This is a genomic window from Dietzia natronolimnaea (assembly GCF_002289575.1).
Lineage (GTDB): Bacteria > Actinomycetota > Actinomycetes > Mycobacteriales > Mycobacteriaceae > Dietzia > Dietzia natronolimnaea_A.
This window is the reverse complement of sequence record NZ_NTGA01000012.1, coordinates 94042-116009: the sequence shown is the minus strand read 5'-3', so window position 1 is coordinate 116009 and position 21968 is coordinate 94042. Positions and strand designations below refer to the sequence as shown.

Annotated in this window: 27 protein-coding genes; 15 read left to right on the top strand and 12 right to left on the bottom strand. The window is 70.3% G+C overall.

Going from position 1 to position 21968, the window contains the following annotated elements:
• The first annotated feature begins 54 nt into the window (after nt 1-54).
• The 3 genes from CEY15_RS06380 (at nt 55) to CEY15_RS06370 (ending at nt 2777) form a co-directional block, all read left to right on the top strand.
• A complete protein-coding gene (locus CEY15_RS06380) occupies nt 55-1266 on the top strand; it encodes an acyl-CoA dehydrogenase family protein (RefSeq protein ID WP_095717757.1) in 1212 nt (403 codons plus the stop codon).
• Nucleotides 1263-1742 (top strand): hypothetical protein, encoded by a 480-nt coding sequence (locus CEY15_RS06375; protein ID WP_095717756.1) that lies wholly within the window; start codon nt 1263-1265, stop codon nt 1740-1742. The genes CEY15_RS06380 and CEY15_RS06375 overlap by 4 nt, the downstream gene beginning before the upstream one ends.
• Before the next feature lie 135 nt (nt 1743-1877).
• Nucleotides 1878-2777 (top strand): alpha/beta fold hydrolase, encoded by a 900-nt coding sequence (locus CEY15_RS06370; RefSeq protein ID WP_095717755.1) that lies wholly within the window; start codon nt 1878-1880, stop codon nt 2775-2777.
• Nucleotides 2778-2891: 114 nt separating this feature from the next.
• Here the strand turns inward: CEY15_RS06370 and CEY15_RS06365 are convergent, their stop codons facing one another.
• Nucleotides 2892-3365, bottom strand: a complete 474-nt coding sequence (locus tag CEY15_RS06365) for a hypothetical protein (RefSeq protein ID WP_095717754.1) — start codon at nt 3363-3365, stop codon at nt 2892-2894.
• Nucleotides 3366-3577: 212 nt separating this feature from the next.
• Between CEY15_RS06365 and CEY15_RS06360 the strand changes: the two genes are divergently transcribed.
• Nucleotides 3578-4180, top strand: a complete 603-nt coding sequence (locus tag CEY15_RS06360; protein WP_095717753.1) for a maltokinase N-terminal cap-like domain-containing protein — start codon at nt 3578-3580, stop codon at nt 4178-4180.
• Nucleotides 4181-4250: 70 nt separating this feature from the next.
• Here CEY15_RS06360 and CEY15_RS06355 read toward each other — a convergent pair whose 3' ends face one another.
• The 4 genes from CEY15_RS06355 to CEY15_RS06340 form a co-directional block, all read right to left on the bottom strand.
• Nucleotides 4251-4802 carry a YceI family protein gene (locus tag CEY15_RS06355; protein ID WP_095717752.1) on the bottom strand — a complete coding sequence of 184 codons (552 nt, stop codon included), beginning with the start codon at nt 4800-4802 and terminating at the stop codon, nt 4251-4253.
• Between the two features lie 118 nt (nt 4803-4920).
• Nucleotides 4921-5844: an alpha/beta hydrolase gene (locus tag CEY15_RS06350; protein WP_095717751.1), complete on the bottom strand. Its 924-nt coding sequence runs from the start codon at nt 5842-5844 to the stop codon at nt 4921-4923.
• Nucleotides 5841-6494, bottom strand: a complete 654-nt coding sequence (locus tag CEY15_RS06345; protein ID WP_095717750.1) for a TetR/AcrR family transcriptional regulator — start codon at nt 6492-6494, stop codon at nt 5841-5843. The genes CEY15_RS06350 and CEY15_RS06345 overlap by 4 nt, the downstream gene beginning before the upstream one ends.
• Nucleotides 6491-7846, bottom strand: coding sequence for a flavin-containing monooxygenase (locus CEY15_RS06340; protein WP_095717749.1), 1356 nt, complete (start codon nt 7844-7846; stop codon nt 6491-6493). Before CEY15_RS06340 ends, CEY15_RS06345 begins: the two co-directional genes overlap by 4 nt.
• 157 nt (nt 7847-8003) lie before the next feature.
• Here CEY15_RS06340 and CEY15_RS06335 point away from each other — a divergent pair, with 157 nt between their 5' ends.
• Together CEY15_RS06335 and CEY15_RS06330 are read left to right on the top strand one after the other, a co-directional pair.
• Nucleotides 8004-8789: an SDR family NAD(P)-dependent oxidoreductase gene (locus CEY15_RS06335; RefSeq protein WP_176475035.1), complete on the top strand. Its 786-nt coding sequence runs from the start codon at nt 8004-8006 to the stop codon at nt 8787-8789.
• The gene (locus tag CEY15_RS06330; protein ID WP_095717747.1) at nt 8786-9658 is read left to right on the top strand and encodes an SDR family NAD(P)-dependent oxidoreductase; all 873 of its coding nucleotides are present in this window, start codon (nt 8786-8788) and stop codon (nt 9656-9658) included. The genes CEY15_RS06335 and CEY15_RS06330 overlap by 4 nt, the downstream gene beginning before the upstream one ends.
• Before the next feature lie 15 nt (nt 9659-9673).
• On the opposite strand, the gene CEY15_RS06325 is transcribed toward CEY15_RS06330, so the two are convergent.
• Both CEY15_RS06325 and CEY15_RS06320 read right to left on the bottom strand, forming a co-directional pair.
• Nucleotides 9674-10084 (bottom strand): cupin domain-containing protein, encoded by a 411-nt coding sequence (locus tag CEY15_RS06325; protein WP_095717746.1) that lies wholly within the window; start codon nt 10082-10084, stop codon nt 9674-9676.
• Complete coding sequence (locus tag CEY15_RS06320; protein WP_017835430.1) at nt 10081-10506, bottom strand: DUF1622 domain-containing protein; 426 nt, start codon at nt 10504-10506, stop codon at nt 10081-10083. The genes CEY15_RS06325 and CEY15_RS06320 overlap by 4 nt, the downstream gene beginning before the upstream one ends.
• 80 nt (nt 10507-10586) lie before the next feature.
• On the opposite strand from CEY15_RS06320, the gene CEY15_RS06315 reads away from it, so the two are divergent.
• The 3 genes from CEY15_RS06315 to CEY15_RS06305 are packed head-to-tail and all read left to right on the top strand — an operon-like array spanning nt 10587 to nt 12553.
• Nucleotides 10587-11702, top strand: coding sequence for an LLM class flavin-dependent oxidoreductase (locus CEY15_RS06315; RefSeq protein WP_017835431.1), 1116 nt, complete (start codon nt 10587-10589; stop codon nt 11700-11702).
• Between the two features lie 24 nt (nt 11703-11726).
• Nucleotides 11727-12089 carry an MTH1187 family thiamine-binding protein gene (locus CEY15_RS06310; RefSeq protein ID WP_095717745.1) on the top strand — a complete coding sequence of 121 codons (363 nt, stop codon included), beginning with the start codon at nt 11727-11729 and terminating at the stop codon, nt 12087-12089.
• On the top strand, nt 12086-12553 hold the full coding sequence (locus tag CEY15_RS06305) for a hypothetical protein (RefSeq protein WP_095717744.1): 468 nt from the start codon (nt 12086-12088) through the stop codon (nt 12551-12553). Before CEY15_RS06310 ends, CEY15_RS06305 begins: the two co-directional genes overlap by 4 nt.
• Nucleotides 12554-12907: 354 nt before the next feature.
• On the opposite strand, the gene CEY15_RS06300 is transcribed toward CEY15_RS06305, so the two are convergent.
• Both CEY15_RS06300 and CEY15_RS06295 read right to left on the bottom strand, forming a co-directional pair.
• Nucleotides 12908-13312 (bottom strand): hypothetical protein, encoded by a 405-nt coding sequence (locus CEY15_RS06300; protein WP_141244219.1) that lies wholly within the window; start codon nt 13310-13312, stop codon nt 12908-12910.
• A gap of 70 nt (nt 13313-13382) precedes the next feature.
• Nucleotides 13383-13733: a hypothetical protein gene (locus CEY15_RS06295; RefSeq protein WP_095717742.1), complete on the bottom strand. Its 351-nt coding sequence runs from the start codon at nt 13731-13733 to the stop codon at nt 13383-13385.
• Nucleotides 13734-13972: 239 nt separating this feature from the next.
• On the opposite strand from CEY15_RS06295, the gene CEY15_RS06290 reads away from it, so the two are divergent.
• Together CEY15_RS06290 and CEY15_RS06285 are read left to right on the top strand one after the other, a co-directional pair.
• The gene (locus CEY15_RS06290) at nt 13973-15184 is read left to right on the top strand and encodes a D-arabinono-1,4-lactone oxidase (protein ID WP_095717741.1); all 1212 of its coding nucleotides are present in this window, start codon (nt 13973-13975) and stop codon (nt 15182-15184) included.
• The gene (locus tag CEY15_RS06285) at nt 15181-15558 is read left to right on the top strand and encodes a sensory rhodopsin transducer (RefSeq protein ID WP_095717740.1); all 378 of its coding nucleotides are present in this window, start codon (nt 15181-15183) and stop codon (nt 15556-15558) included. The genes CEY15_RS06290 and CEY15_RS06285 overlap by 4 nt, the downstream gene beginning before the upstream one ends.
• Here CEY15_RS06285 and CEY15_RS06280 read toward each other — a convergent pair.
• The 3 genes from CEY15_RS06280 to CEY15_RS06270 form a co-directional block, all read right to left on the bottom strand.
• Complete coding sequence (locus CEY15_RS06280; protein ID WP_245847320.1) at nt 15521-16090, bottom strand: GNAT family N-acetyltransferase; 570 nt, start codon at nt 16088-16090, stop codon at nt 15521-15523. The two genes, CEY15_RS06285 and CEY15_RS06280, sit on opposite strands and share 38 nt — an antisense overlap.
• 482 nt (nt 16091-16572) lie before the next feature.
• Nucleotides 16573-17343 carry an SDR family oxidoreductase gene (locus CEY15_RS06275; RefSeq protein WP_095717738.1) on the bottom strand — a complete coding sequence of 257 codons (771 nt, stop codon included), beginning with the start codon at nt 17341-17343 and terminating at the stop codon, nt 16573-16575.
• Nucleotides 17344-17488: 145 nt separating this feature from the next.
• Entirely contained in the window at nt 17489-18235 is a 747-nt protein-coding gene (locus tag CEY15_RS06270) for an SAM-dependent methyltransferase (protein WP_095717737.1), read from the bottom strand.
• 457 nt (nt 18236-18692) lie between these two features.
• Between CEY15_RS06270 and CEY15_RS06265 the strand changes: the two genes are divergently transcribed.
• From CEY15_RS06265 to CEY15_RS06250, 4 genes are read left to right on the top strand one after another with little or no spacing between them, the layout of a single operon-like run.
• Nucleotides 18693-19346, top strand: coding sequence for a sigma-70 family RNA polymerase sigma factor (locus tag CEY15_RS06265; RefSeq protein WP_176475034.1), 654 nt, complete (start codon nt 18693-18695; stop codon nt 19344-19346).
• On the top strand, nt 19343-19987 hold the full coding sequence (locus tag CEY15_RS06260) for a methylated-DNA--[protein]-cysteine S-methyltransferase (RefSeq protein ID WP_095717735.1): 645 nt from the start codon (nt 19343-19345) through the stop codon (nt 19985-19987). The genes CEY15_RS06265 and CEY15_RS06260 overlap by 4 nt, the downstream gene beginning before the upstream one ends.
• Nucleotides 19984-20697 carry a LysE family translocator gene (locus tag CEY15_RS06255; RefSeq protein ID WP_095717734.1) on the top strand — a complete coding sequence of 238 codons (714 nt, stop codon included), beginning with the start codon at nt 19984-19986 and terminating at the stop codon, nt 20695-20697. The genes CEY15_RS06260 and CEY15_RS06255 overlap by 4 nt, the downstream gene beginning before the upstream one ends.
• Nucleotides 20698-20721: 24 nt before the next feature.
• Nucleotides 20722-21903: an MFS transporter gene (locus tag CEY15_RS06250; RefSeq protein WP_095717733.1), complete on the top strand. Its 1182-nt coding sequence runs from the start codon at nt 20722-20724 to the stop codon at nt 21901-21903.
• Nucleotides 21904-21968: the final 65 nt, after the last annotated feature.

Below are 21968 nucleotides of genomic sequence, written 5' to 3'. Positions count from 1 at the left end.
CGATACCCGCAGCTCTGCCACCCGCTGACCAGAAGCGCCGACCGAGAGGACCCGATGACCTTCAGCATGGAACTGACCGAGGAGCAGCGCGAGCTGCAGAACTGGGCCCACGCCTTCGCCGAGGAGGTCATCCGGCCGGCCGCCCACGAGTGGGACGAGCGCGAGGAGACGCCCTGGCCGATCATCCAGGAGGCCGCCAAGATCGGGCTGTACGGCTATGAGATCATGGCGACCCTGCGGCAGGACACCACCGGTCAGTCCTACCCGATCCTCTGCGAGGAGCTGTTCTGGGGAGACGCGGGGATCGGTCTGTCCATCATGGGCACCGGCCTGGCCGCCGCGGGGATCGCCTCGGCCGGGACGACCGAGCAGATCGTCGAGTGGGTGCCCCGCTGCTACGGCAGTGAGGCCGAACCGGCGGTCGGCGCGTTCTGCTCGTCCGAGCCGGAGGCGGGGAGCGACGTGGGCAACATGCGCACCCGGGCCCGGTACGACGAGGCCGCGGACGAGTGGGTGATCTCCGGGCAGAAGGCCTGGGTGACCAACGGTGGCGTGGCCTCCGTGCTGGTGGTGCAGGCGGTCGTGGACCCGGATCTCGGATCCCGCGGCCAGGCCGCCTTCGTGGTGGAAGCCGGGGCCGCCGGGATCCAGACCGGCTCCAGGATCAAGAAGCACGGTCTGCGTGCCTCGGCGACCGCGGACATCTTCTTCGACGACGTCCGCGTCCCGGGCTCGGCGCTGCTGGGCGGTAAGGAGAAGCTCGACGAGAAGCTGGCCCGCGCGAGGGAGGGCGAACGGACCGGCGGCCAGGCGGCCATGGCCACGTTCGAGCGGACCCGCCCCACCGTGGGGGCCATGGCCGTGGGTATCGCGCGGGCGGCGCACGAGTACGCGCTCGAATACGCCAAGGGTCGGGTGGTGTTCGGCCGGCCCATCATCGAGAACCAGGCCATCTCGTTCCTGCTCGCGGACATGGCGGTGGAGATCGACGCCTCCCGCCTGCTGGTGCGCCGGGCGGCGTGGATGGGCGCGACCGGGCAGCCCATGGCCCGGGCCGAGGGCTCGATGTCCAAGCTCAAGGCCGGCCGGACGGCCGTCTGGGCCACCGAGCGCGCGATCCAGATCCTCGGCGGGGTCGGGTACACCCGCGAGTACCCGGTCGAGCGGATGCACCGCGACGCCAAGATCTACGACATCTTCGAGGGGACCGAGCAGATCCAGCAGCTGGTGATCGCCCGTGCGATCTCCGGGGTGCGGTTGCCGTGACCGCCGAGGGATCGCGGGCGTCCGTCGAGGTGGTGCGGTCGAGTGTGGTCCGCGCCCCGCGGGACGAGGTATGGGCACACGTGGTGACCGCGGAGGGGATCTCCGACGAGTTCAGGCCCCTCCTGCGGATGCGGATCCCGGCGCGACTGGCCGGGGCCTCGATCGCGGACGTGCCGCTCGGCCGGCCGCTCGGGCGCGCGTGGATCCTCCTGGGCGGGGTCGTGCCGCTGGAGTACGACGACCTGGTCTTGGTCGACCTGGAGGCTCCCCGGTTCTTCCAGGAACGCTCGGAGCTCGGGTCGTGCCGGGTGTGGGAGCACCGCCGAGAGCTCGAATCGCTGGCCGACGGCTCCACCCGCGTCACCGACACACTGCGGGCCGTGCCCCGAGCCCCGGTTCCCGGGTCGGTGGTCCGAGTGCTGGTCGGGGCACTGTTCACGCACCGGCACCGGCGCCTCGTGCGGAAGTTCGGATGAGCGTCCGGGCCGGATGTGATAAAGGGAACTGCTCGCCGGGCCCCTGATGGCGCACAATGGGCCCAGGTACTCCTGGCGACGAGGTACGGCGCGGAGACCGTCCCCGAGGGGGAATGCGACATGCGGAAACCCGAAATGCAGAAAACAGTCCTTCACGGCCGCGAACTGGCCTACAGCGAGTCCGGAGCCGGCGAGGGAAAGCCCACGCTGCTGCTCCTGCACGGGATGGCGGGCAGCTCCGTCACCTGGCGCGAGCTGATCCCCCGTCTGGAATCGAAGTTCCACATCATCGCCCCCGACCTGCCCGGCCACGGGGAGAGTTCGCTGGATTTCGACGACTACTCGCTCGGGGCGATGGCCTCCGCCCTGCGGGACCTGCTGGTGGTCAAGGGCATCAGGCGCTGCACGGTGATCGGGCAGTCTCTCGGTGGCGGCGTGGCCCTGCAGTTCGTCTACCAGTACCCCGACTTCTGCGAGCGCATCGCACTGATCGGCAGCGGCGGCCTGGGCAAGGAGGTCAACTGGATCCTGCGGCTGCTCGCGGTCCCGGGTGCCGAACTGCTGCTGACCGCCGGCGCGGCGCCGTTCCTGGTGTCCGCCGGGGACAGGGCCCGCGGGTTCTTCACCGGAAAGGGCGTCCGCGCGATCGCATTCGAGGAGCCCTGGGCGGCGTACGAGTCGCTCGGCAGGCCCGGCCACCGGCGCGCGTTCTTCAAGACCCTCCGGGCGGTCGTGGACAACAAGGGCCAGGCGGTCTCCGCCAGCAACCGGCTCTACCTGGCGGCGCAGTTGCCGTTCCAGCTGATCTGGGGGGACCGGGACCCGATCATTCCCGTTTCGCACGGGCACACGACCCACGAGGCGATCCCCGGTAGCCGGCTCGCGATCGTGGAGGGCACCGGGCACTACCCGCACGTCGAGGATCCCGCCGCGGTCGAACGGATCCTCGTCGACTTCATGGAGTCGACGGATCCCGGTCACATCGACCACCAGCTGCTTGGTGAGCTCGTGACGACCGGCGGCGACACCCCGTAGGTTCCGCTGACCTGCCGGGCGCGCACTGACACGACCCGGCCCCGGCGTCCTCTGCGGAAACCGGGGCCGGGCCTGCGCCGTCAGGCGCCAGGTCGGTCAGATGCTTGGGGCGTGTCAGGCGTCGGTCTCGACCGTGTCCACGTCGACCGCGTCGTCGTCGCCCGTCTGGACGTCGTCGCCGGTGGTGGTGTCGTCGCTGTCGGTGGCGTCGCCGTCGGCGTCACCGGGGACCTCGGCGGCGATGCCACGGAGGATGTCGACGGCCCCGGAGATGTCGCCCGTCAGCGCGGTGGAGATGGCCAGGTCGGCGTTCGCCTCGCACTCGTCGCCCGACAGGCCGGGGGCGACGGCGCCGACGGAGCCCAGGAAGTCGTACGCCGAGATCGTGCCGCACAGCTGCTGCGCGATCTCCGAGACCTCGGCGGGGGTCTCGACGTCGTCGAGGTCGGTCTCGCCGGCCGTGGGGGCACCCACCGACCCGCTGTCGAGGCCGTCGAGGCCGGGGAGGTCGCTCTGGGCGGCGGCGAGTCCTGCACCGGAGAAGGACAGGGCGGCAGCGGAACCGATGACGGCGATGGTCTTCTTCATGGTGGTCACCTTTCGATCGAGCGCCGGGTTCTCCCGGAGTCACGGCGCAGACCATAACGGCGACGGCCGACTTCTGCTGTGCGCTGGCTCACTTTTTCCTCGGCTGCGGTGGGGGGAAACCGGGGGTGCGCAGGAGGGACGGCGCCAGGACAAATTCTTCTTCATGTCGCCGAGTGGCCGCCGCGCCGCGTCGCTGCGGGGATGCTTACCCCATGAGTGGAACCGCCGAGATCTATGACGCCGTCCTCCGTCCGGGCAAGCTGGAGCTGCTCCGGGGATGGATCGCACACCAACCCTGGTTCGACGGCGAGCCGGAGCTGCTGGAGCAGGTGACCGCGTACCGGTTCGTCGACCCCGACGGCGAGGTGGGCATGGAGTCCTTCCTCGTCTCGGACGGTGCCCGGACGTTCCACGTTCCCGTGACTTACCGGGGGGCGGAGCTGCCGGGGGCGCAGGACGCGCTGGTCGGGACTCTCGAGCACTCCGTTCTCGGTCGGCGCTGGGTGTACGACGCACCGGCGGACCCTGTGTACGTGGCAGAGGTGCTGCGGGTGATAAGCCATCGCGACACCGCCGCCGACCACCTGGCGGTGGCGGACGGCACCGTCTCCCCGTCGCCCGTCAACGTCCGGGGCGGTGGGGACGGCGCGTCCGGCGACTCGGAGGCCGCCGCCGCGCCGGAGGTCATCCGGCTCATCTCCGAGGAGAACGACGCCGAGTCGGACCGTCCGCTGATCGGCTCGCCGGGCACGCTCAGCGGCACCTGGCAGAGTGCCGACGGCACGCATTCCGCGGTCTTCGTCGTCGTCGCCTGAGAACGCCGCCCCCACCTCGTACGAGGTGGGGGCGGCGTCGGTCCGGTGGGGCGGTGTCGTCCGGTAGGGCTCAGGCCCGCTTGACGGCCGAGAGCTCGATCTCGAGGGTGATCTTCTCCGAGACGAGCACGCCACCGGTCTCGAGCGCGGCGTTCCAGGTCAGGCCGAAGTCGTTGCGGTTGATGACCGCGGTGCCCTCGAAGCCGGCGCGGAGGTTGCCGAACGGGTCGGTGGCGGTGCCCTCGTACTCGAAGGGGATCGTCACGGACTTGGTGGTGCCCTTGATGGTGAGGTCGCCGGTCACGTCCACGCCGCCGGAGCCGTTGGCTGCGATCGTCGTCGACCGGAAGGTGATCTCCGGGTGGTTCTCCATGTCGAAGAAGTCGTTGGACTTCAGGTGGCCGTCGCGGTCGGCGTTGCGGGTGTCGATCGACGAGGCGGTGATGACGACCTCGGCGGTCGCGGCGTCGATACCCTCGGCGGGGACGGTGACCGTGCCCGTGTAGTCGTTGAACGACCCGCGGACCTTGGTGACCATCGCGTGGCGGGTGACGAAGCCGAGGCGGGTGTGGGTGGGGTCGATGTCCCAGGTCCCGGTCAGATCGGTGAGGGTCGAGGTCATGGTGACTCCTTCGGTGGCGCCCGGCCGGATGCCGGGGTAAGTGGTTGTTGTGTCACATACAGTAGCGCCTCGATGGTGATGCGTCAACAACAAAGTCGGCGGGGTCTCACGCCGCCCGTCAGCCCACGTAGCGGCGGAGAAAGTGCAGTGCGTGGCCGACCGCGAGGTCGTGGCACGCCCGGCCTGGGAAGAGGTCGAAGTGATCGCCCGGGTAGTGGCGCACCTCGGCGCGGGCGGCGAACGCGGCGGTCCCTGCGGTGTGCGCCGGCGCGCTCCGATCCAGATCGGCGATCTGGAACAGCACGGGAGTCCCGGCGAGCTCCGCGGCTCTGGCGCCGGGGCGGAAGGACCCCAGCACCGCCCCGACCCCGCCGCCGATCTCGTTGCGCCAGCTCGGCCCCGCGAGCGACCGGTAGGCCTGGTCGTACCCGTCGAGGGAGAGCACCGCGGTCGACCCCGGTGGTCCGACCAGGGGTACCAGCGGCTCCGAACGCCCCATCGCCGCCGCGGCCTTGGCGGCGACGGTCGTGCCGGTGGAACGGAGCAGGGCGCCCGGCCGGTGCTGACGGGCCGCGGCCACTGCCGCGGCGCGTCCGTCGACCAGAGGGACCACCGCGATCACCGCGGCGATCCCCGCGGCGATCCCCGTGGCCCCGCCCGGCTCGCGGGCCACCTCGAGCGCGTGTCCGCCGGCCAGGGAGCAGCCCCACAGGACCACCCGGTCGGCGTCGACGTCCGGCCGCGCGGCCACCGCCGCGACCGCCGCCCGGATGTCGTCCTGCTGGCGGGTTGTCGAGACGACCTGTCGGGGCCCGCCACCGGAGCGGCCGAACCCGCGGTAGTCCATGGCGAACGCTGCGAAGCCCGCGGCGGCGAAGGCCTCGGCGAACGGCAGCAGGCCCGAGTCGGCCGTGCCGCCCAGTCCGTGCGCGAGAACGACGCACGGGGCGGGACCCGTCCGTGCCGCGGGCAGGAACCAGCCGCGGCAGGTGTCCCCGCCGGAGCGGAACTCGAGGTCGAGAGGGGTGATCTGGCTGGTCACGAGGGGTCTCCTGGGTTGTCGACCGCGGGGTCCGGGCGGCCGTAGATGGCCCGGACCCACAGGTCGGAGGCGGTGGCGATCATCGGCTCGCGATCCGCCCCGGGGTCGTAGACGAGATGTTCGAGGACCGACTCGTTGACCTGGATCAGCGACGTGGCGAGCGCCATCGGGTCGGCCCCGTCGGGGGCGCGACCGGCCGCCCGCTCGGAGCGGATGTACTCGGCGATGGGGGCCGCGAGTTCCGCCCGTCCCTCGTTCCACAGGCGGCGCATGGGCTCGTGCGTGGTGCGCGCGGTGAGCAGGGCCCGGTAGACGTGAGCGTTGTCGAGCATGCGGTCAGCGAGGCCGCTCAGCGTCGAGGTCACGCGGGACCGGAAGCGGCCGTCGGAGTTCACGAGCACTCCGTTCGACGTGGCGGCGGCCTCCTGGATGGAGGAGAGCAGCACGGTCACCGCCGCGGCCTTGGAGTCGAAGTAGAAGTAGAACGCCGACCGGGTGATGCCGGCCGCGTCGGTGAGGTCGGCCACCGAGATGGCGTCGAGTGTGGTGGTGCGCAGCTGCCGGTCCAGCTCCGCCAACAGGGCTTCCCGGCGTCGGTCGCCCCGCGGCGAGCTGACGGCGCCCTCGCCGGAGGTACCGTTACCGCTCACGCGTGCGCCGCCGTCCGGATCATCCCGCCGAGGCGTGCCGCCCGCTCCCGTCCCGCCGGGATCTCGCGCGTCCGCAGGTCGTGCTCGTACAGGAAGTAGTCCACCTGCTGCTGGTGCCGCGGGGTGTCGAGCATGTGCCCGATGTACTTCTTCTCGTCCGCCACGATGACCTGCTCCATCTCCGCCCGCCCTGGCGTCCGGTACAGGCCGGCCGCCCACGCGGCGGCCAGCCTGGCCTGGGCCTCGACGAACGGGAACAACGTGGGCGTGGACTGCGCGAAGCCGACCATCACCAGGTCGTCGATGCCCGGGGAGAACATCCGCTTGTAGAGCGGCACGTGGTTGTGGGCGTCGGCGCTGAGGAAGTCCGGGTCGAAGAACGGGAACGAGGTGTTGTAGCCGGTGGCCTGGATGACGACGTCGAACTCCTGCGCGGTGCCGTCCTCGAAGTGCACGGTCCGCCCGTCGAACCGGGCGATGTTCCCCTTGGCCGTGATGTCCCCCGAGCCGAGCCTCAGCGGCAACTCGACCGACTGGGTGGGGTGGGCCTCGAAGAACTTGTGGTTGGGCGTGGGCAACCCGTAGGACTCCGGCCGACCCGCGGACATCGGCTGCATGGCCTGAATTGCCTTGCGCTGCCACGAGTAGGGCAGAAAGGGGAAGGTGGCGAAGTACTTGTCGGCCGGCTTGCCGGCGATGTACTTCGGCACGATCCACGCGCCGGACCGGGTGGAGATCACCACCTCGTTCCGCATCACCTTGGAGGACAGCTCCACGGCGATGTCGGCGGCGCTGTTGCCCAACCCCACCACGAGAATGCGCTTGTCCTGCAGGTCGAGCGGATCCCACGGGTCGACGTAGGCGTGGGAATGGATCATCTCGCCGGTGAACTCGCCCGGGAAGTCGCCGAACCGCGGGTCCCAGTGGTGCCCGTTGCCCACCACGAGTGCGTCGAAGCGGCGGGTGCCGGTGCGTTCGGTGGTCAGCTCCCATCCGCCGCCGTCGAGCCGCTCGGCGTGCAGGACCCGGTTCTCGAACTCGATGAGACGCAGCAGGTCGAAGGCCTCCGCGTAGTCGTCGAGGTACTGCTTGATCTGCGAGTGGTGCGGGAAGTCCGGGAACTCCTCGGGCATGGGGAAGTCGCGGAAGCTCAGCTGGTGTTTGGAGGTGTCGATGTGGAGTGACCGGTACGCGCTCGAACTCCCGTTGGGATTGTCGAACGCCCAGTTCCCGCCGATGCGGTCGGAGGCCTCGAATCCCACCGCCTCGATGCCGTAGTCGTCGAGCATCTTGAGGGTGGTGAGACCGCTGATGCCCGCGCCGATCACGGCGACGGTGGGGGCGGGTGCCATGGAAACCTCTTCCTGCCGGGAGACGCCGCGCCGGAAAACTATGGCGCGGATCACAGTGCCGTCCTAGATTATGGCCACGGGTTGACGGGCGTCAACAGCGTCCATGGCGCTCTGACGGGGCACGCCGACCCGGGCTCGACCCCAGACGGAGACGGACATGGCAGAAGATGCGGCAGGTGGGCGACACGCGGTGGTGATCGGTGGCGCCTCCGGGATCGGATGGGCCACGGCCCGGCGACTCGCCTCGGACGGGTGGCGGGTGACGGTCGCCGACCTCAACGGTGAACTCGCCGAGGCCCGCGCGGCCGAGTTGGCGGGCCTGACCGACGCTTCGGGCGGGGGTCATGAGTACAGGGTCGTCGACGTGGTGGACGAGTCGTCGGTCGAGGCGCTGTTCGCCGGGACCGCGCCCGAGCTGGTCGTCACCACGGCCGGGGTGAGCACGCTGGGGTCGGTCACCGACCACGACACCGCGGAGTTCCGGAGAGTGGTGGACGTGTGCCTGACCGGCGCGTTCCTGGCGTTCAAACACGCCGGGCGCGTGGTGGAGGAGGGCGGGTCGATCGTCGCCATCGCCTCGCTCAACGCCCGGCAGCCGGGCCGGGGGATGGCCGCATACTGCGCCGCCAAGGCGGGCCTGGTGATGCTAGCGCAGGTGGCCGCGCTCGAGCTCGGGGAGCGGGGGATCCGCGTGAACACGGTCTCGCCCGGATTTCTGGTCACCCCGCTCACCGAACCGGTCCTGCAGATCCCCGGTCTCGCCGAGGAGTACGCCGAGAACTCGGCGGTCCCGCACCGCGGCACCGCGGAGGACGTCGCCCGGGCCGTGCTCTACCTCGCCGACTCGCCCTGGATGACGGGGGAGGACCTGGCCGTCGACGGCGGTGCCCAGTTGCGGCGCTATCCGGACGTGCTCGGCCTGGCCACCACGGCGTTCTCGTGAGGACGGGCCGCGGCCGCACCGCCCCGGGGTTCTCCGGACGATCCGCGATCGTCACCGGCGGCGGCTCGGGGATAGGTGCCGCGCTGGCCCGGGCCCTGGTGGTGGCCGGCGCCCACGTGGTGGTGACGGACATCGACGCGGTGGCCGCGCGACGGGTGGCCGAGGAGCTCACATCGGGGGAGGGGCGCCCCGGAACCGCGCGGGCGGCCGCGCTCGACGTCACCGACGCGGCGGCGGTGTCCGATCTCGTGGGCGAGGTGGTCGCCGAACACGGTGGCCTGGACCTCATGTTCGCCAACGCCGGCATCACCTGGGGCGGGGACACCGAGCTGCTGACCCTGGGGCAGTGGGACGCGATCATCGACGTGAACATCCGCGGGGTCGTGCACTGCGTCCACGCCGCGTACCCGGAGATGATCCGCCGGGGATCGGGGTCGCTCGTGCTCACCGCGTCGATGGGCGGGTTGTGCCCGGCGGGACTGATCACGAGCTACGCCATGACCAAGCACGCCGTGGTGGGGCTCGGGCTCTCGCTGCGCGCGGAGGCCGCCGGCCACGGCGTGGGGGTGACCGTGGTGTGCCCGGCCGCGGTGGACACCGCGATCCTGGACAAGGGCGAACTCGACGGTTTCGACGGCCGCCACTTCTGCCTGGAGGGCCAGGGTGTCCGCGAGCCGCTGGACCCGGACCTGCTGGCCCAGAGCGTCCTGCGAGGTGTCCTGGCGAACCGGGCGCTCGTGATCGAACCCGCGCGGGCCCGGGCGACGTGGCGGCTGCAGCGCCTGTCGCCGGCGCTGATGGACCGGATGCTCACCGGGTACGTGCGCGCCACGAGGCGCCGGCGGGACGTGGGCCCCACCGGCGCCTGACGTCGGGGACGTTCCTCAGTGCTCGTCGGCGTCCGACTCGGCCTTGGTCGCGTGCACGGTGCCGTGCTCGTGCTCCGGCGGCGCGTAGATGGAGTAGACCTTGAGCGGCTCGTCACCGATGTTGGTGACGTTGTGCCACGACCCGGCGGGGACCAGAATCACCCAGTCGTCGCCGACCTCCTCGTCGAACTCCAGCCGGTCCTCGGCGGGCCCCATCTGGACGCGACCCCGGCCCTGCTCGACGCGCAGGAACTGGTCGTGATCCTCGTGCACCTCGAGGCCGATGTCGTCGCCGGGAGCGATCGCCATGACCGTCATCTGCATATGCTTCCCGGTCCACAGAGTGGTGCGGTAGTTGGTGTTGGACAGGATCTCGTCCTCGATGTTGACGACGTAGGGGTGGGGTCCGTGATCACTGGCGGTCATGGTGTGGTCCTCTCGCTCTCGTGCACGTCGGCTCGCGCCCGGTCGTCTCCATCATGCCGGGCGCGCCCGCCGCGCGATCCGGTTCCCTTCTGCCACGGCCACCGGCCCGAGATCTCGAGCTCGAGCGACCAGCTGAGGAAGGTCCTGATGAGCACGACGAGTGCGAGCAACCCCACCGAGTCGTAGCTCGGTGAGATCGCGACGGTCCGGATGATGTCCGCGGCCACGAGCAACTCCAGGCCCAGGAGGATCGCGCGTCCGAGTCGGCGACGGAACGCGGTGTAGGCGTCGCCCTCCGGGCCGGACCGGCGGCGCGGGTCCAGGGCGAACAGGGCTGCCACCAACGCGCCCACCACGATGGCGGCCACGCCCGCCGCATCGATCGTCTTGCCCACCAGTTCCACGGCCTCCGAGAACGTCATGGAGGAACTCTAGACCGGCCCGGCGGGGCGTGAGGGGCCTCCGCGAACGCTATGGTTGACAAGTCAACTAATATGGCGGCATGACTCAGCACAGCGCCTCCACCCCCGCGTCGTCGTCACAGTCCGTCGCGCTGGGCCTCGACACCTTCGGTGACACGACGGTCGACTCCAGCGGCGCCCGCGTCCACCACGCCCAGGTCATCCGGGATGTGGTCGAACAGGCCGTCCTCGCCGACGAGGTGGGGGTCGACGCCTTCGGGGTGGGCGAGCACCACCGCCCGGACTTCGCCGTCTCCGCCCCGGACGTCGTGCTCGCCGGCATCGCCACCCGCACGCAGCGCATCACCCTCGGCTCGGCGGTCACCGTCCTGTCCAGCGACGACCCGGTCCGGGTGTTCCAGCGCTTCTCCACCATCGACGCCCTGTCCAACGGGCGCGCCGAGGTGGTGCTGGGGCGCGGGTCGTTCACCGAGTCGTTCCCGCTGTTCGGGCTCGACCTCCAGCAGTACGAGCAGCTGTTCTCCGAGAAGCTGGACCTGTTCTCCGCGCTGCTGCCCGAGACGCCGGTGACGTGGTCCGGCGAGCTGCGGCGGCCCCTGGTCGACCAGCGCGTCTACCCGGAGACCGAGCACGGGCTCTCCGCATGGATCGCGGTGGGCGGCAGTCCCGAATCCGTGGTGCGTGCGGCCCGCTACCGCATGCCCCTGATGCTGGCGATCATCGGCGGGCCCGCCGGCCGGTTCGCGCCTTTCGCCGACCTGTACCGCCAGGCGAATGCGCAGCTGGCGGGCACCGACGCGCCGCGGTTGCCGATCGCCGTGCACTCGCCCGGTTTCGTCGCGGAGACCGACGAGAAGGCCGCCGCCCTGGCGCTGCCGCACTGGCTGGTCAACCGCAACCAGATCGGGCGCGAGCGCGGATGGGGGGACGCGAGCGAGGCCGACTTCCACCGCGAGGTGCGGTCCGGGGCGATGTACGTCGGCTCGCCCGAGACCGTCGCGCAGAAGATCGCCGCGACCGTGCGCACGCTGGGGCTGGACCGCTTCGACCTCAAGTACGCCAGCGGACCGACCCCGCACGAGCACCTCATGACCTCGATCGACCTCTACGGGCGCAAAGTCATCCCTCGCGTCCGGGAGCTGCTGGCCGGGGCCGGATACGAACCCGGGGTGCCGCAGCAGGTGTCCCGCGCCTGACGGGCCGGGTATTACCGTGGGGCCATGCTCTTCGCGTTCTCCGTCGCACCCACCACGACTGCGGACGACTCGGCGTCCATGAGTGAGGCCGTCGCCGAGGCGGTCCGGGTGGTCCGCGCGTCCGGACTGCCCCACGAGACCACGTCGATGTTCACCACCATCGAGGGCGACTGGGACGAGGTCATGCCCGTCATCCGCGCCGCTACCGACGCGGTGCTGGCGGTGTCCCCGCGGGTGAGCCTGGTCCTCAAGGCAGATCTGAGACCCGGCCGCTCAGGTGAGCTGCGCGGGAAGGTGGACCGGGTGGAGCACCGCCTGCAACACGGCCTGGCGACGGATCCCGGGGGAGGGGAGAAGGGCGACGACGACGAGGTGGTCGCCCCGTGACCTCCCGCACCCCCTCGGATCACTCCGTGAACGACTCCGGTTCCGCCGGCCTGCACGGCGCAGACGGTCCCGCCCCGCGTGGTCCGCAGACGGTTGCATACGTTGCGGTCACCGCGCTCGGCGGGATCGGTGCTGTGGTGGTGGCGACAGTCGAAATGGTCTCCCCGGAGGCGGGGACCTTCGACGTCCTGCTGTGGAGCGCTCTCGCGGTGTTGCTCCTCGCCGCGGCTGCCCGCCGGTGGTGGTTCGGGGCCAGCGGCGAGGATCGCTCGCGTCGCATCGCCTCCGAGCTCGGGGCGGGCGAGGTCGCCGAGGCTGTGCAGGCCTCGTCCGGTGAGGTCGACGCGGTCCGCCGACTCCGGGTCGCGCACCCGGGTCTCGGGCTCCGGGATGCGGTCGAGCTGGTTCGGCGACATAGTGGTGACGGCCGGACCGTGGAGGGCCGCGGCAGCGGGGGCGGTTGACCCTCCCCGGGCCAGCGAGGCCAACCCCCGCCTAGAGACCGCGGCCACCAACAAACACATCGACGTAGTCCCCGTTCCAGGAGAGTTCGACTACGCCCACGTCTGGCGTTTCTGTGTGCCGATCTGGGGCCCGATGCCAGTCATCTCAGCGACGGTGCACCAGCCTATCTGTCGCCGGAGGGAGCTGTAGCGGTTGTCCGTGTCTGCGCGGCCTCTGCTCGATCACAGGCCCAATTGCGGAGGAGGGCCTGCTGCATCGTCAGGTGAGCCACGATCGCATGCCAGAAGCCGACCGGTTAAAGTGGTGCAAACGCCAGCCTTTCGCTTTCCACAGTCAGCTACTCCGGACGATGACTACGCCTGCAATGTTGTCGGCTGGCGGTTCGCCCAGTGTGTCGCCGGCGATGATCGACACAACGTAGTCAGGTGGTGATCGCACGAGTAAGCTCGACGTTGCTCGCCAGAGTTGTGATTGAACTTGAAGCTCCATTTGGCTTTGTCGACGTACAAGCGCTTCGCCTGCACGATCATCCCGAAGCTCTCGCCGCTCGGTGCCACCCACCACCAGAGCCAGTCGGCGCCGACCTTGGCCTCCTGCTTGCGGGTGAACGTAGCGAACCGGACCCGCGGAGACGTCCGGCTCAGCAAGATCTCGGTGACAGGTTCTTCCGTCCACTGGAGCCCGGCCGCCTCACATGCGGCCATATGTTCGAGACAAGCGGTACGGCCCCCAGCAAGGGCGGCATCGATACCAGTCACTGGTCGATACTCGCATGGGAACTGCCGGCTCGACGAGAATATAGGACGAGAATATAGACCGGCCAGCGTGTCAGACTCGGCCGCGCCTCCATGCCCACGCCGACAGTCCCCCCAGGACCAGCGCGGTGATCGGCAGGATCCACCGCCCCGGAGTGAAAGCGTGGAGCTGCCAGAACTGATCGTTGCCCAGGACCTGGACGCCGTCGTGGGAGTCGGCCAGAGGCATGTACATCGGCACGCCTCCGGTCGCAGCGATGAGCGGGAGCCACATGGTCAGCGACCCGGTCGCCAGGAGCACACAGAGCGGAAAGGCCACCCAGAACCAGGGGAACCCCTGCGAAGGCTCGGAGGCTCGTCGGGGCAGTACGGCAGCTCCGACCACCAGAACGATGACCACGGCGAACGTCCAGACCCAGACCATGTCAACGACGGTAATCCAAGGCGCGACCGGGGGGCCGGACGCCATCGACGGACGCCCGCGGCCGGATGCGTGGGCATCGCATAGATGCCACCATGCGGGTGACCCGTTCCCGATCCTCGGAGACGATCATGTCGACCGCCCTCCTTCCTGACCGTCTTCGCACTCAGCTTCGCGCTGTAGACCATCACCCCGCGCCGTGCGCTGTCATCGAGACATGACCGAGACAAGGAGAAACACCGGTGACCAAGGAATTCGTCAACTGGTCCGGAAGCCTGCGCTTCACGCCGTCGGACACCGCTCGGCCGTCGGACGAGGCCGCGGTGCAGGAGGTGGTCCGGCGAACCGCTGAGAAGGGCGGGACCATCCGGCCGGTGGGATCGGGGCACTCCTCGGTCCCGCTCATGCAGACCTCGGACGTCCTACTCACACTGGACGAGATGTCAGGGTTGGTCTCACACGACACCGACGCCGGGCGTGCCTCGTTGCTACCGGGGACGGGCATCGCCCGGGCGGGTGAACTGCTCGCCGAGCACGACCTGGCGATGGAGAACCTCGGCGACGTCGACTACCAGGCCCTCGCCGGGGCGATCGGTACGGGGACGCACGGGACCGGCCGGGAGCTGGGCAACCTCTCCCAGACCGTGGTCGGTGGCCGGCTGGTGACGGCGGACGGAGAGGTGGTGCCCTTTGGGGAAGACTCCGGGCCGGAGTACGACGCGGACCTCCTCCGCGCGGCGCAGGTCTCGATGGGCTCGCTCGGGGTCATGACGTCACTGACGTTGCGCCTGCTGCCCGCGTACAAGCTGCACCGCCTCAACTGGTGCACCCACATCGACTGGGTGCAGGAGAACTTCGCCCAGCTCACGACGTCCAATCGGCACTTCGACTTCTACTGGTATCCCCGCAGTGACGAGGCCCAGGTCAGAACGATGAACCTCCCCGGGCAGGAGCCGGACCTGACCCCCCCGGGCGACCACGTCCACGAGGACGCCACCGGCGCGAACTACGACATCATCCCGAACTCACGGGACCTGAGGTTCGAGGAGATGGAGTACATGCTGCCGTTCGACGACGGCCTGGAATGCTTCAAGGTCCTGCGGGAGCGGATCAAGGAGCGGCACCGCCAGAAGGTGGGCTGGCGCGTCCTGGTCCGGACCATCGCGCCCGACGACGCGCTCATCAGCAACTGCTACCAGCGCCCCACCATGACCATCGCGCTACTGCAGAATAACGAGCTGCCCTACGAGGAGTACTTCAACGACATCGAACCGATCCTGCAGGATTTCGGTGGTCGACCGCATTGGGGCAAGAAGCACACCATGCGCGCGGACCAGCTACGCGCCCTGTACCCGGAATGGGAGACGTTCCAGGACGTCAGACGGCGGCTCGACCCGAATGGTGTCTTCATGAACGACTACCTGCGGTCGCTGTTCGAAGGAGATGTGGCATGAACCAGGAGACCGGCCGGACCCTGTGGGTGTTCCCCGGCGGGAACATCCCGTCGACCAGCACCGGCCCGGAACCCGAGTACACCAGCCGGGACGAGCTCTGCATCCTCAACGTGTGTGAGACCGACGCCAGCCTGGAGATGATGATCTACCACTCCGACGGCGACCCTGTCGGCCCCTACCCGGTGCAGGTCGCGGCCCAGCGGGTGCGGCACGTGCGCGTCAACGATCTGATCGACCCCCAGGCCGTGTTTCTGGGTGAACCGTACGGCGTGGTCATCCGGTCGGATGTGCCGGTGTTCGTCCAGGTGACGAGGCTCGACACCCGTCGTGGCGGTCTCAGCGGTATGACGACGATGGGTTTCGCTCCCGACTGAGACGGCGCGATGCGGGAGGGAGTTCCCTGCGCATGCAGGCGCGCGGCCACTGGTCGAGGCCGTGGGCGATCTCCGCAGCCCGGATCTCTCTGAGGCCGGGGCTCTCCTCGTGCTCGGCGAGGTACCGGAACCCATGACGCTCGTAGTACGGCCCGTTCCACGGGACGTGGGTGTAGGTGGTCAACGTGACCGCGGGGAGCCGGTGCTCCCGCGCCCATCCGATCATGTGGTTCAGCAGGGCCGTCCCGATCCCGCGGCGCATGACCTCGCTGTGCACCGAGACCTGGCCCAGGTGAGCGTTGCCGTCGACCACATCGGCCAACAAGTACGCCACCGGCCGGTCGGATCCATCGGTGCTGACCCACGCCCGCCCGTTCTGCACAAACTCTCGGAGTGAGTCGATCGACGGCGGGTCGTCCTCGGCCACCGAGGTCATCCCCATGTCCGCAAAGGGTGCTCCGGCCGAGCGTTCGATGTCCTGCAGGACGATCAGGTCGATCTCCCTGGCGGGCCGAATGCGGTACGTCGTCACCGGCTCGCTCTCTCCGTTCACATCGTCCCGTGCAACGCAGTCTGGGCGTTGCGTCTCAGGCAGCACTCGCCGCCGCCGGGCTTCCCACCGCGAGCCTCACCGCCCCCGACACCATTCGCGCGGTCTTGTGCGCCGTGGCCTATCTCGTCCTGGCCGCCGTCCTGGGCCTCGCATTCGGCACCCTCACCCGCAGCTCCACCGGTGCGCTGGCGATCATCGTCACCGTCGCCCTCCTCGTGCCCGCCCTCGCGCCGGGCATGCCCGGCGTCCTCGGCGAGATCGCCGGGACCTACTGGCCCACCACGGCCGGACAGAGCTCTTACGCGGCCACCTCGACCGGCCCGCTGACGCCATTGTCCGGGTTCGCCGTCATGGCCGCGTTCACCTTCGTGACCGCCCTCGCATCTAACGTCACTCTGAAGACCCGTGACGCCCTATGGCCCGCGCGACGAGAGAGCGACCGTGTCTCCTGCGTCTCAGCTCTACTGGGCCAGGACCTTGTTGACCAGGCGCGTCGCGAAGTTGGGCGAGAACTTGGAGATGTTCGCGAGCACGGTCGTCTGCTCGCCGACGCTGTAGGACGTGCGATGAAAGCGGCGGTCGAGGGTCGTCGGGTGGACGGACTGCCAGACCTTCTCCGCGACCTGCTCAGGGGTGATCTTGATGCCGAGCGTCCTGGTCGTCTTGGCCTTGGGGTCCGCGAGAGCGGTCTTGGCCCACAGCGGCCAGATCCCCACCACGCGCACGCCGTGCGGTGCCCACTCGAGCTCCAACGCCTCGGTCAGCCCGGCGACGTAGAACTTGGCGGCGCTGTACGTGGCGATCCCGGGCTGACCGTAGATCGCCGACGCGGACGCGATGTTGACCAGGTGCGACCCCGGCGTGGCCTTGAGGTACGGGAACGCGGCTTTGGCGCCGAGCGTCACGCCCAGCACATCGATGTCTATCTGGGCCTTGACCGCGTCAGCCGAGATCTCCGTCAGGTCGCCGGCGACGAGGACGCCCGCGTTGTTGTCCAGGACGTCGAGCGTGCCTCCGGTGTGCGAGGTGAACTCCTCAAGCGCCCTCTCCCACTGCTGCATGTCACGGACATCGAGTTCCCCGGTGATCCAGTCGGGATGCTTCGACTGCACCGCGGCGAGGGCGTCCTTGTCGACGTCGTACACCCCGACAGTCCAGCCTTCGCGGCTGAATCGTTCCGCCGTTGCCAGGCCGATCCCGGCCGCTCCGCCCGAGATGAAGATCGATGCCATTCCCTGTCCTCCACACGCAAGTCCGAGGCAGCGTTCGCCCGGAGTGTCCGACACCCGACAATACCCAGCACTGGACGGGCGTGGTGGTGGTGGGGCTCGAGGGCCGCGACGTCGGTGGTGGCCGCAGTGGGGTCGGGTTCCCGGGCTAGCGCTTCATGAGGGCGAAGACGCCCCACCCGAGGTACTCACGCGTGTAGCGCGCGTAGCGGGCGGGAGTGGTGGTGAGTTCCTCCCTCACCTCGGTGGCGAGGTCGTCGTCGGGGTTCCGGTCGAGCCAGTGGCGCAAGTTGAGCCATTGGGCCGCCGTGTACCGGTCCCAACTGTCCTGGTCGGCGAGCATCATCTCCACGACGTCGTAACCGAGACTCTGAAACCGCCCTATCAGGTCGGGGAGCGCCAGGAAGTCGGCGATGGCGGTGGCCTGGCAGGCGACGGCCGTCTCCTCGTCCGGCGGGGTGCGCCGCCAGTACGGCTCGCCGATCAACATCACGCCTCCCGGGCGGAGGCTGCGTTCGAGCAACTCGATCGTCCCGGCGACACCGTTTCCGATCCAGGTGGCACCCACGCATGCGGCCAGATCAACCGACTCGTCCGCGACATGGCCTGCGGCATCCCCGTGGATGAAGTCGACACGGTCGGCGACCCCTAGTTCTGCGGCGCGGGCCCGGGCCTCCGCGGTGAAGACCGTACTGATGTCCACGCCGGTGCCCGTGATCCCGTGATCACGCGCCCAGGTCGTTAACATCTCGCCCGAGCCGCTGGCCAGGTCCAGTACTCGCGTCCCTGGCGTGAGTCGGAGGGCTTTCCCCAGCGCGGCGAGTTTGTCCTCGGTGAGTGGGTTGTGGATCCGGTGGCTGCTCTCGCGGATGGTGAAGATGCGGGGAAGGTCCATTAACTCGACCTCGTTCCTTTCTGTACTGCCCTGTCGTTTGCGGGCGATAGCTGCCCGAGTGGGCAGGAGCGGGCCGGCAGAGAGCGGTGTGGGGGGACACCGTGCCGGACCTGTGATGATGGGCCTTCCGGGCGGAGACGCTGGCCCCGTTGTTCTTACGCCGGGGGAATCCGAGCAACCGTCAGGACGAGGCCCGGGATGTGAGGACGATCCGGGCACCGCGCGCAGCGGTGGTCTCGACGACGACCATGCAACTCACCTCCGCAGACAGCCACTCGACCAGTGGTGTTGGTGGCCCAAGATATCACCAGTCGCGGACCTCGAAGTCGTGCTCAGGCCCCGCCCTCGTCTCCTACCGGACGGACCTCACGTTCTCGCGGCCCGGAACGACTACCTGCTGAAGTCGGAGGGAGGGTCGTGTGAACGAGGTGGCGGGGACGAGGGGAAGATCGAATTCATGAGGGCAGCCTTCGACGGTGCGGTGGTCCGGCACGGGCCGACCGTCCTGCGCGTGTGCCGCGCGGTCCTGGGACCCGGCCCCGATGCCGAGGACGCCTGGTCCGAGACGTTCCTGTCCGCGCTGCGGGCCTGGCCGGGCCTGCCGGAGGAGACCAACGTGGAGGCGTGGCTGGTCCGGGTCGCCCACCGCCGGTCGGTGGACGTGGTACGCCGATCGGTGCGGTCGGCCGCTCCGGCGGGAGGCGCGGACGATGTCGCCGTGCTCGACGAGTGGGCGGCCAGGAGCCACGGGCGCAACGGGTCCGCGTGGAGGGGCCGTGAGGGCGACGACGACGACCTCGGCGGACACCCGATCTGGGATGCCGTCGCCGCTCTGCCCACGCGGCAGCGGCTCTGTGTGGCCTACCGGTACCTGGGCGGGTTGCCGTACGCCGCGATCGCCGCGCTCACCGGGGGCAGCGAGGCGGCCGCGAGACGCGCCGCGGCCGACGGCGTGGCGGCCCTGAGGCACACCGTCGACCGCGCGACCGCAACTGGCCGCGAGGTCCGAGAACCCACCCTGCCCGACCAGACCGTGCCCGACCAGACCGTGCCCGACCAGACCGTGCCCGACCAGACCGAGCACACGACGCGAACCCAGGAGCAGCCATGACCGCGGACGACGTCATCGACACACTCCGCGGCGCCCCCGCGGACACGGACCGTCTGCGCGACCGACTGGCCCGCGACGCGCAGCGAGGGGGGCTGGTGGATGTGCTGGTCCGGTCCGTAGAGTCGCCGATCGGAGAACTGATCCTCGCGGCGACCCCGCGCGGCCTGGCGTATGTGGCGTTCGAGGGGGAGCCCCGGGAGGAGGTCCTCCAGTTGCTCGCGACGAAGATCGGCCCTCGCGTCGTGAGCGCGAGCACTCCGGGAACGCCGAGCGGGGGCACCGGCGACGCGGACATCGCGAGCGTGCTCGACGACGCCACCACGCAGCTGCACGACTACCTCGCCGGGCGTCGCCGCGAGTTCACCCTGCCGCTGGACACCGTCCTGGCCACCGGGTTCCGCGGCCTGGTCCAGCGCCGACTGTCCGAGGTCGGCTACGGGCGCACGGCCACCTACCGGGAGATCGCCACCGCCCTCGACAAGCCCGGAGCGGTCCGCGCGGTCGGCACGGCGTGCGCCACCAACCCGCTTCCCCTGGTGTGGCCATGCCATCGGATCCTGCGCTCGGATGGCGGTCTCGGCGGCTACCGGGGCGGGCTCGAGGTCAAGAAGCGGCTCCTGGCGATGGAGTCGGCTGCGTGACCGCAGCGCAGGTCGCGGCGCTCTACGGCGTCTGGGTGATCGCGGTGATCTCGCCGGGGCCCGACCTCGTCGTCGTCCTCCACCGGTCGCTCGTCGGTCGCCGCCACGGTGTCGCCACCGCGGTCGGGGTGGTCACCGGGATCGCGATCTGGCTCGCGGCCGCGTTCGCCGGACTGGCCGCGCTGGTGCGCGTGTATCCGCAGATCATGACGGGGCTACAGGTGGCGGGCGGGCTGCTGCTGGCGAGTCTGGGGGTGCTCGGGCTGCGGGGGTGGTGGCGCTCGAGGTCGAGGGCGGGACTCGCTGAACTCGATCCCGCCGACCCGGTATCACCGGACTCCACCCCGCTCTCACCCACCCAGGCCGCACCCACCCCTGCGGCCCCCACGCCGGCCTCACTCGGCACTCGTCCGCCGGGAACCGACTTCGTTCGCGGGCTGGCCACCAACCTGGCCAATCCCAAGGCGCTGGTGTTCTTCGGCGCCGTCCTGACCCCGTTCCTGAGCGGCGAGGTCCCGCCCGGCCAGGCCGTCGCACTCGTCGCGGGGATGATCACCGTGGCGCTGGTGTGGTTCTGCACCCTCGCCGTGGCGGCGTCGCACCGACTCGTCAACGAGCGGGTCGGGAGGGTCCTGCCGACGGTGGACGTGGTCGTCAGCACGCTGTTCGTGGCGGTGGGGGTGGCGTTCGTGATCGAGGCGCTGACCTGACGATCGGGCGATAGGTTCTGCCACATGACAAGTGCGCCTTCCGATCGCGCGTGGTGGCGAGCTGCCCTCGCGGTGTTCGCCGTGGGATGGGGCGCCAACCAGTTCGCACCGCTGCTGTTGCTCTACCGCGAGGAACAGGGCCTCGGTCAGACCGAGGTCGCAGCCATGTTCAGCGTGTACATCGTCGGGCTCCTGCCGACGCTCCTCGTGGCGGGCCGGTGGTCGGACGCCCACGGTCGACGTGTGCTCATGCGGCCGGTCCTCGTCCTGTCCCTGGTCGCCACGGTGCTGATGCTGCTCGGCCCGCATGACCCGCTGTGGCTCTACCTCGGCCGCTTCCTGGCCGGACTCGCATCGGGTGCCGCGTTCGGTGCGGGCAGCGCGTGGGTGCGCGAGCTCTCCGCGGGTGCCACACCCGGGACCGGCGCGCGGCGGGCCGCGATCGCCCTGACCGGCGGATTCGGGCTGGGCGGACTGGTCGGCGGCCTGGTGGGCCAGTTCGCTCCCGCTCCCATGATCTCGGCCTACCTACCGCACCTGGTGCTCGGGACGATCGCCCTGGTGGCCGCCTGGAACGCCGCCGACCCCTACCGTCCGCACGGGGGCGCCGACCCCGCCGGGCTCATCCCCTCGAGCGCCGGCACCAGGAGGTTCCTGCTGGGGGTCGCGCCCTGGGCGCCGCTGGTGTTCGGGTGCGCCAGCATGTCGTTCGCGGTGCTCGCGGACCTGCTGGGCGGAGACGCCGGGGGCCTGCCGACCGCGTACGCCGGGGTGGTGGTGGGCGTCACCCTCGGAGCCGGGGTGCTGGTCCAGCCCACCGTGCGTCGGCTCGCCGCGTCCTCCCCGCCGTCCCGCCCCCCGGTCATCGGCCTGACCGCCGCCGCGCTGGGCATGTCCGCGGGCGCGGTCCTGGCCGCCTCGCCGGACCTGCCCGGCCGGGCCCTGTGGCTCCTGCCCGTGGCGGTCCTGCTGGGCGCGGGGTACGCGACCCTGCTGGTGGCCGGGTTGGTCGAGGTGGAACTGCAGTCCGGCCCCCGCGACCACGCCGGGCTCGTGGCCGTGTTCTACGTCCTGGCCTACCTGGGCATGGCGACCCCGTACGTGCTCGCGCTGCTCTCCCACGTGGGCGGCCCGGTGCCGTGGATCGCGGCCCTGGCGCTGGTGTGCGTGCTGCTCATCCCGCTCGCGCAGCGGCAACTGCGGTAGCGGCCCGGTCGCTCCCGCCCGGCCCCGCCCGGTCGCCCCCGCCCCGCCCCGCCCGGCCCCGCCCC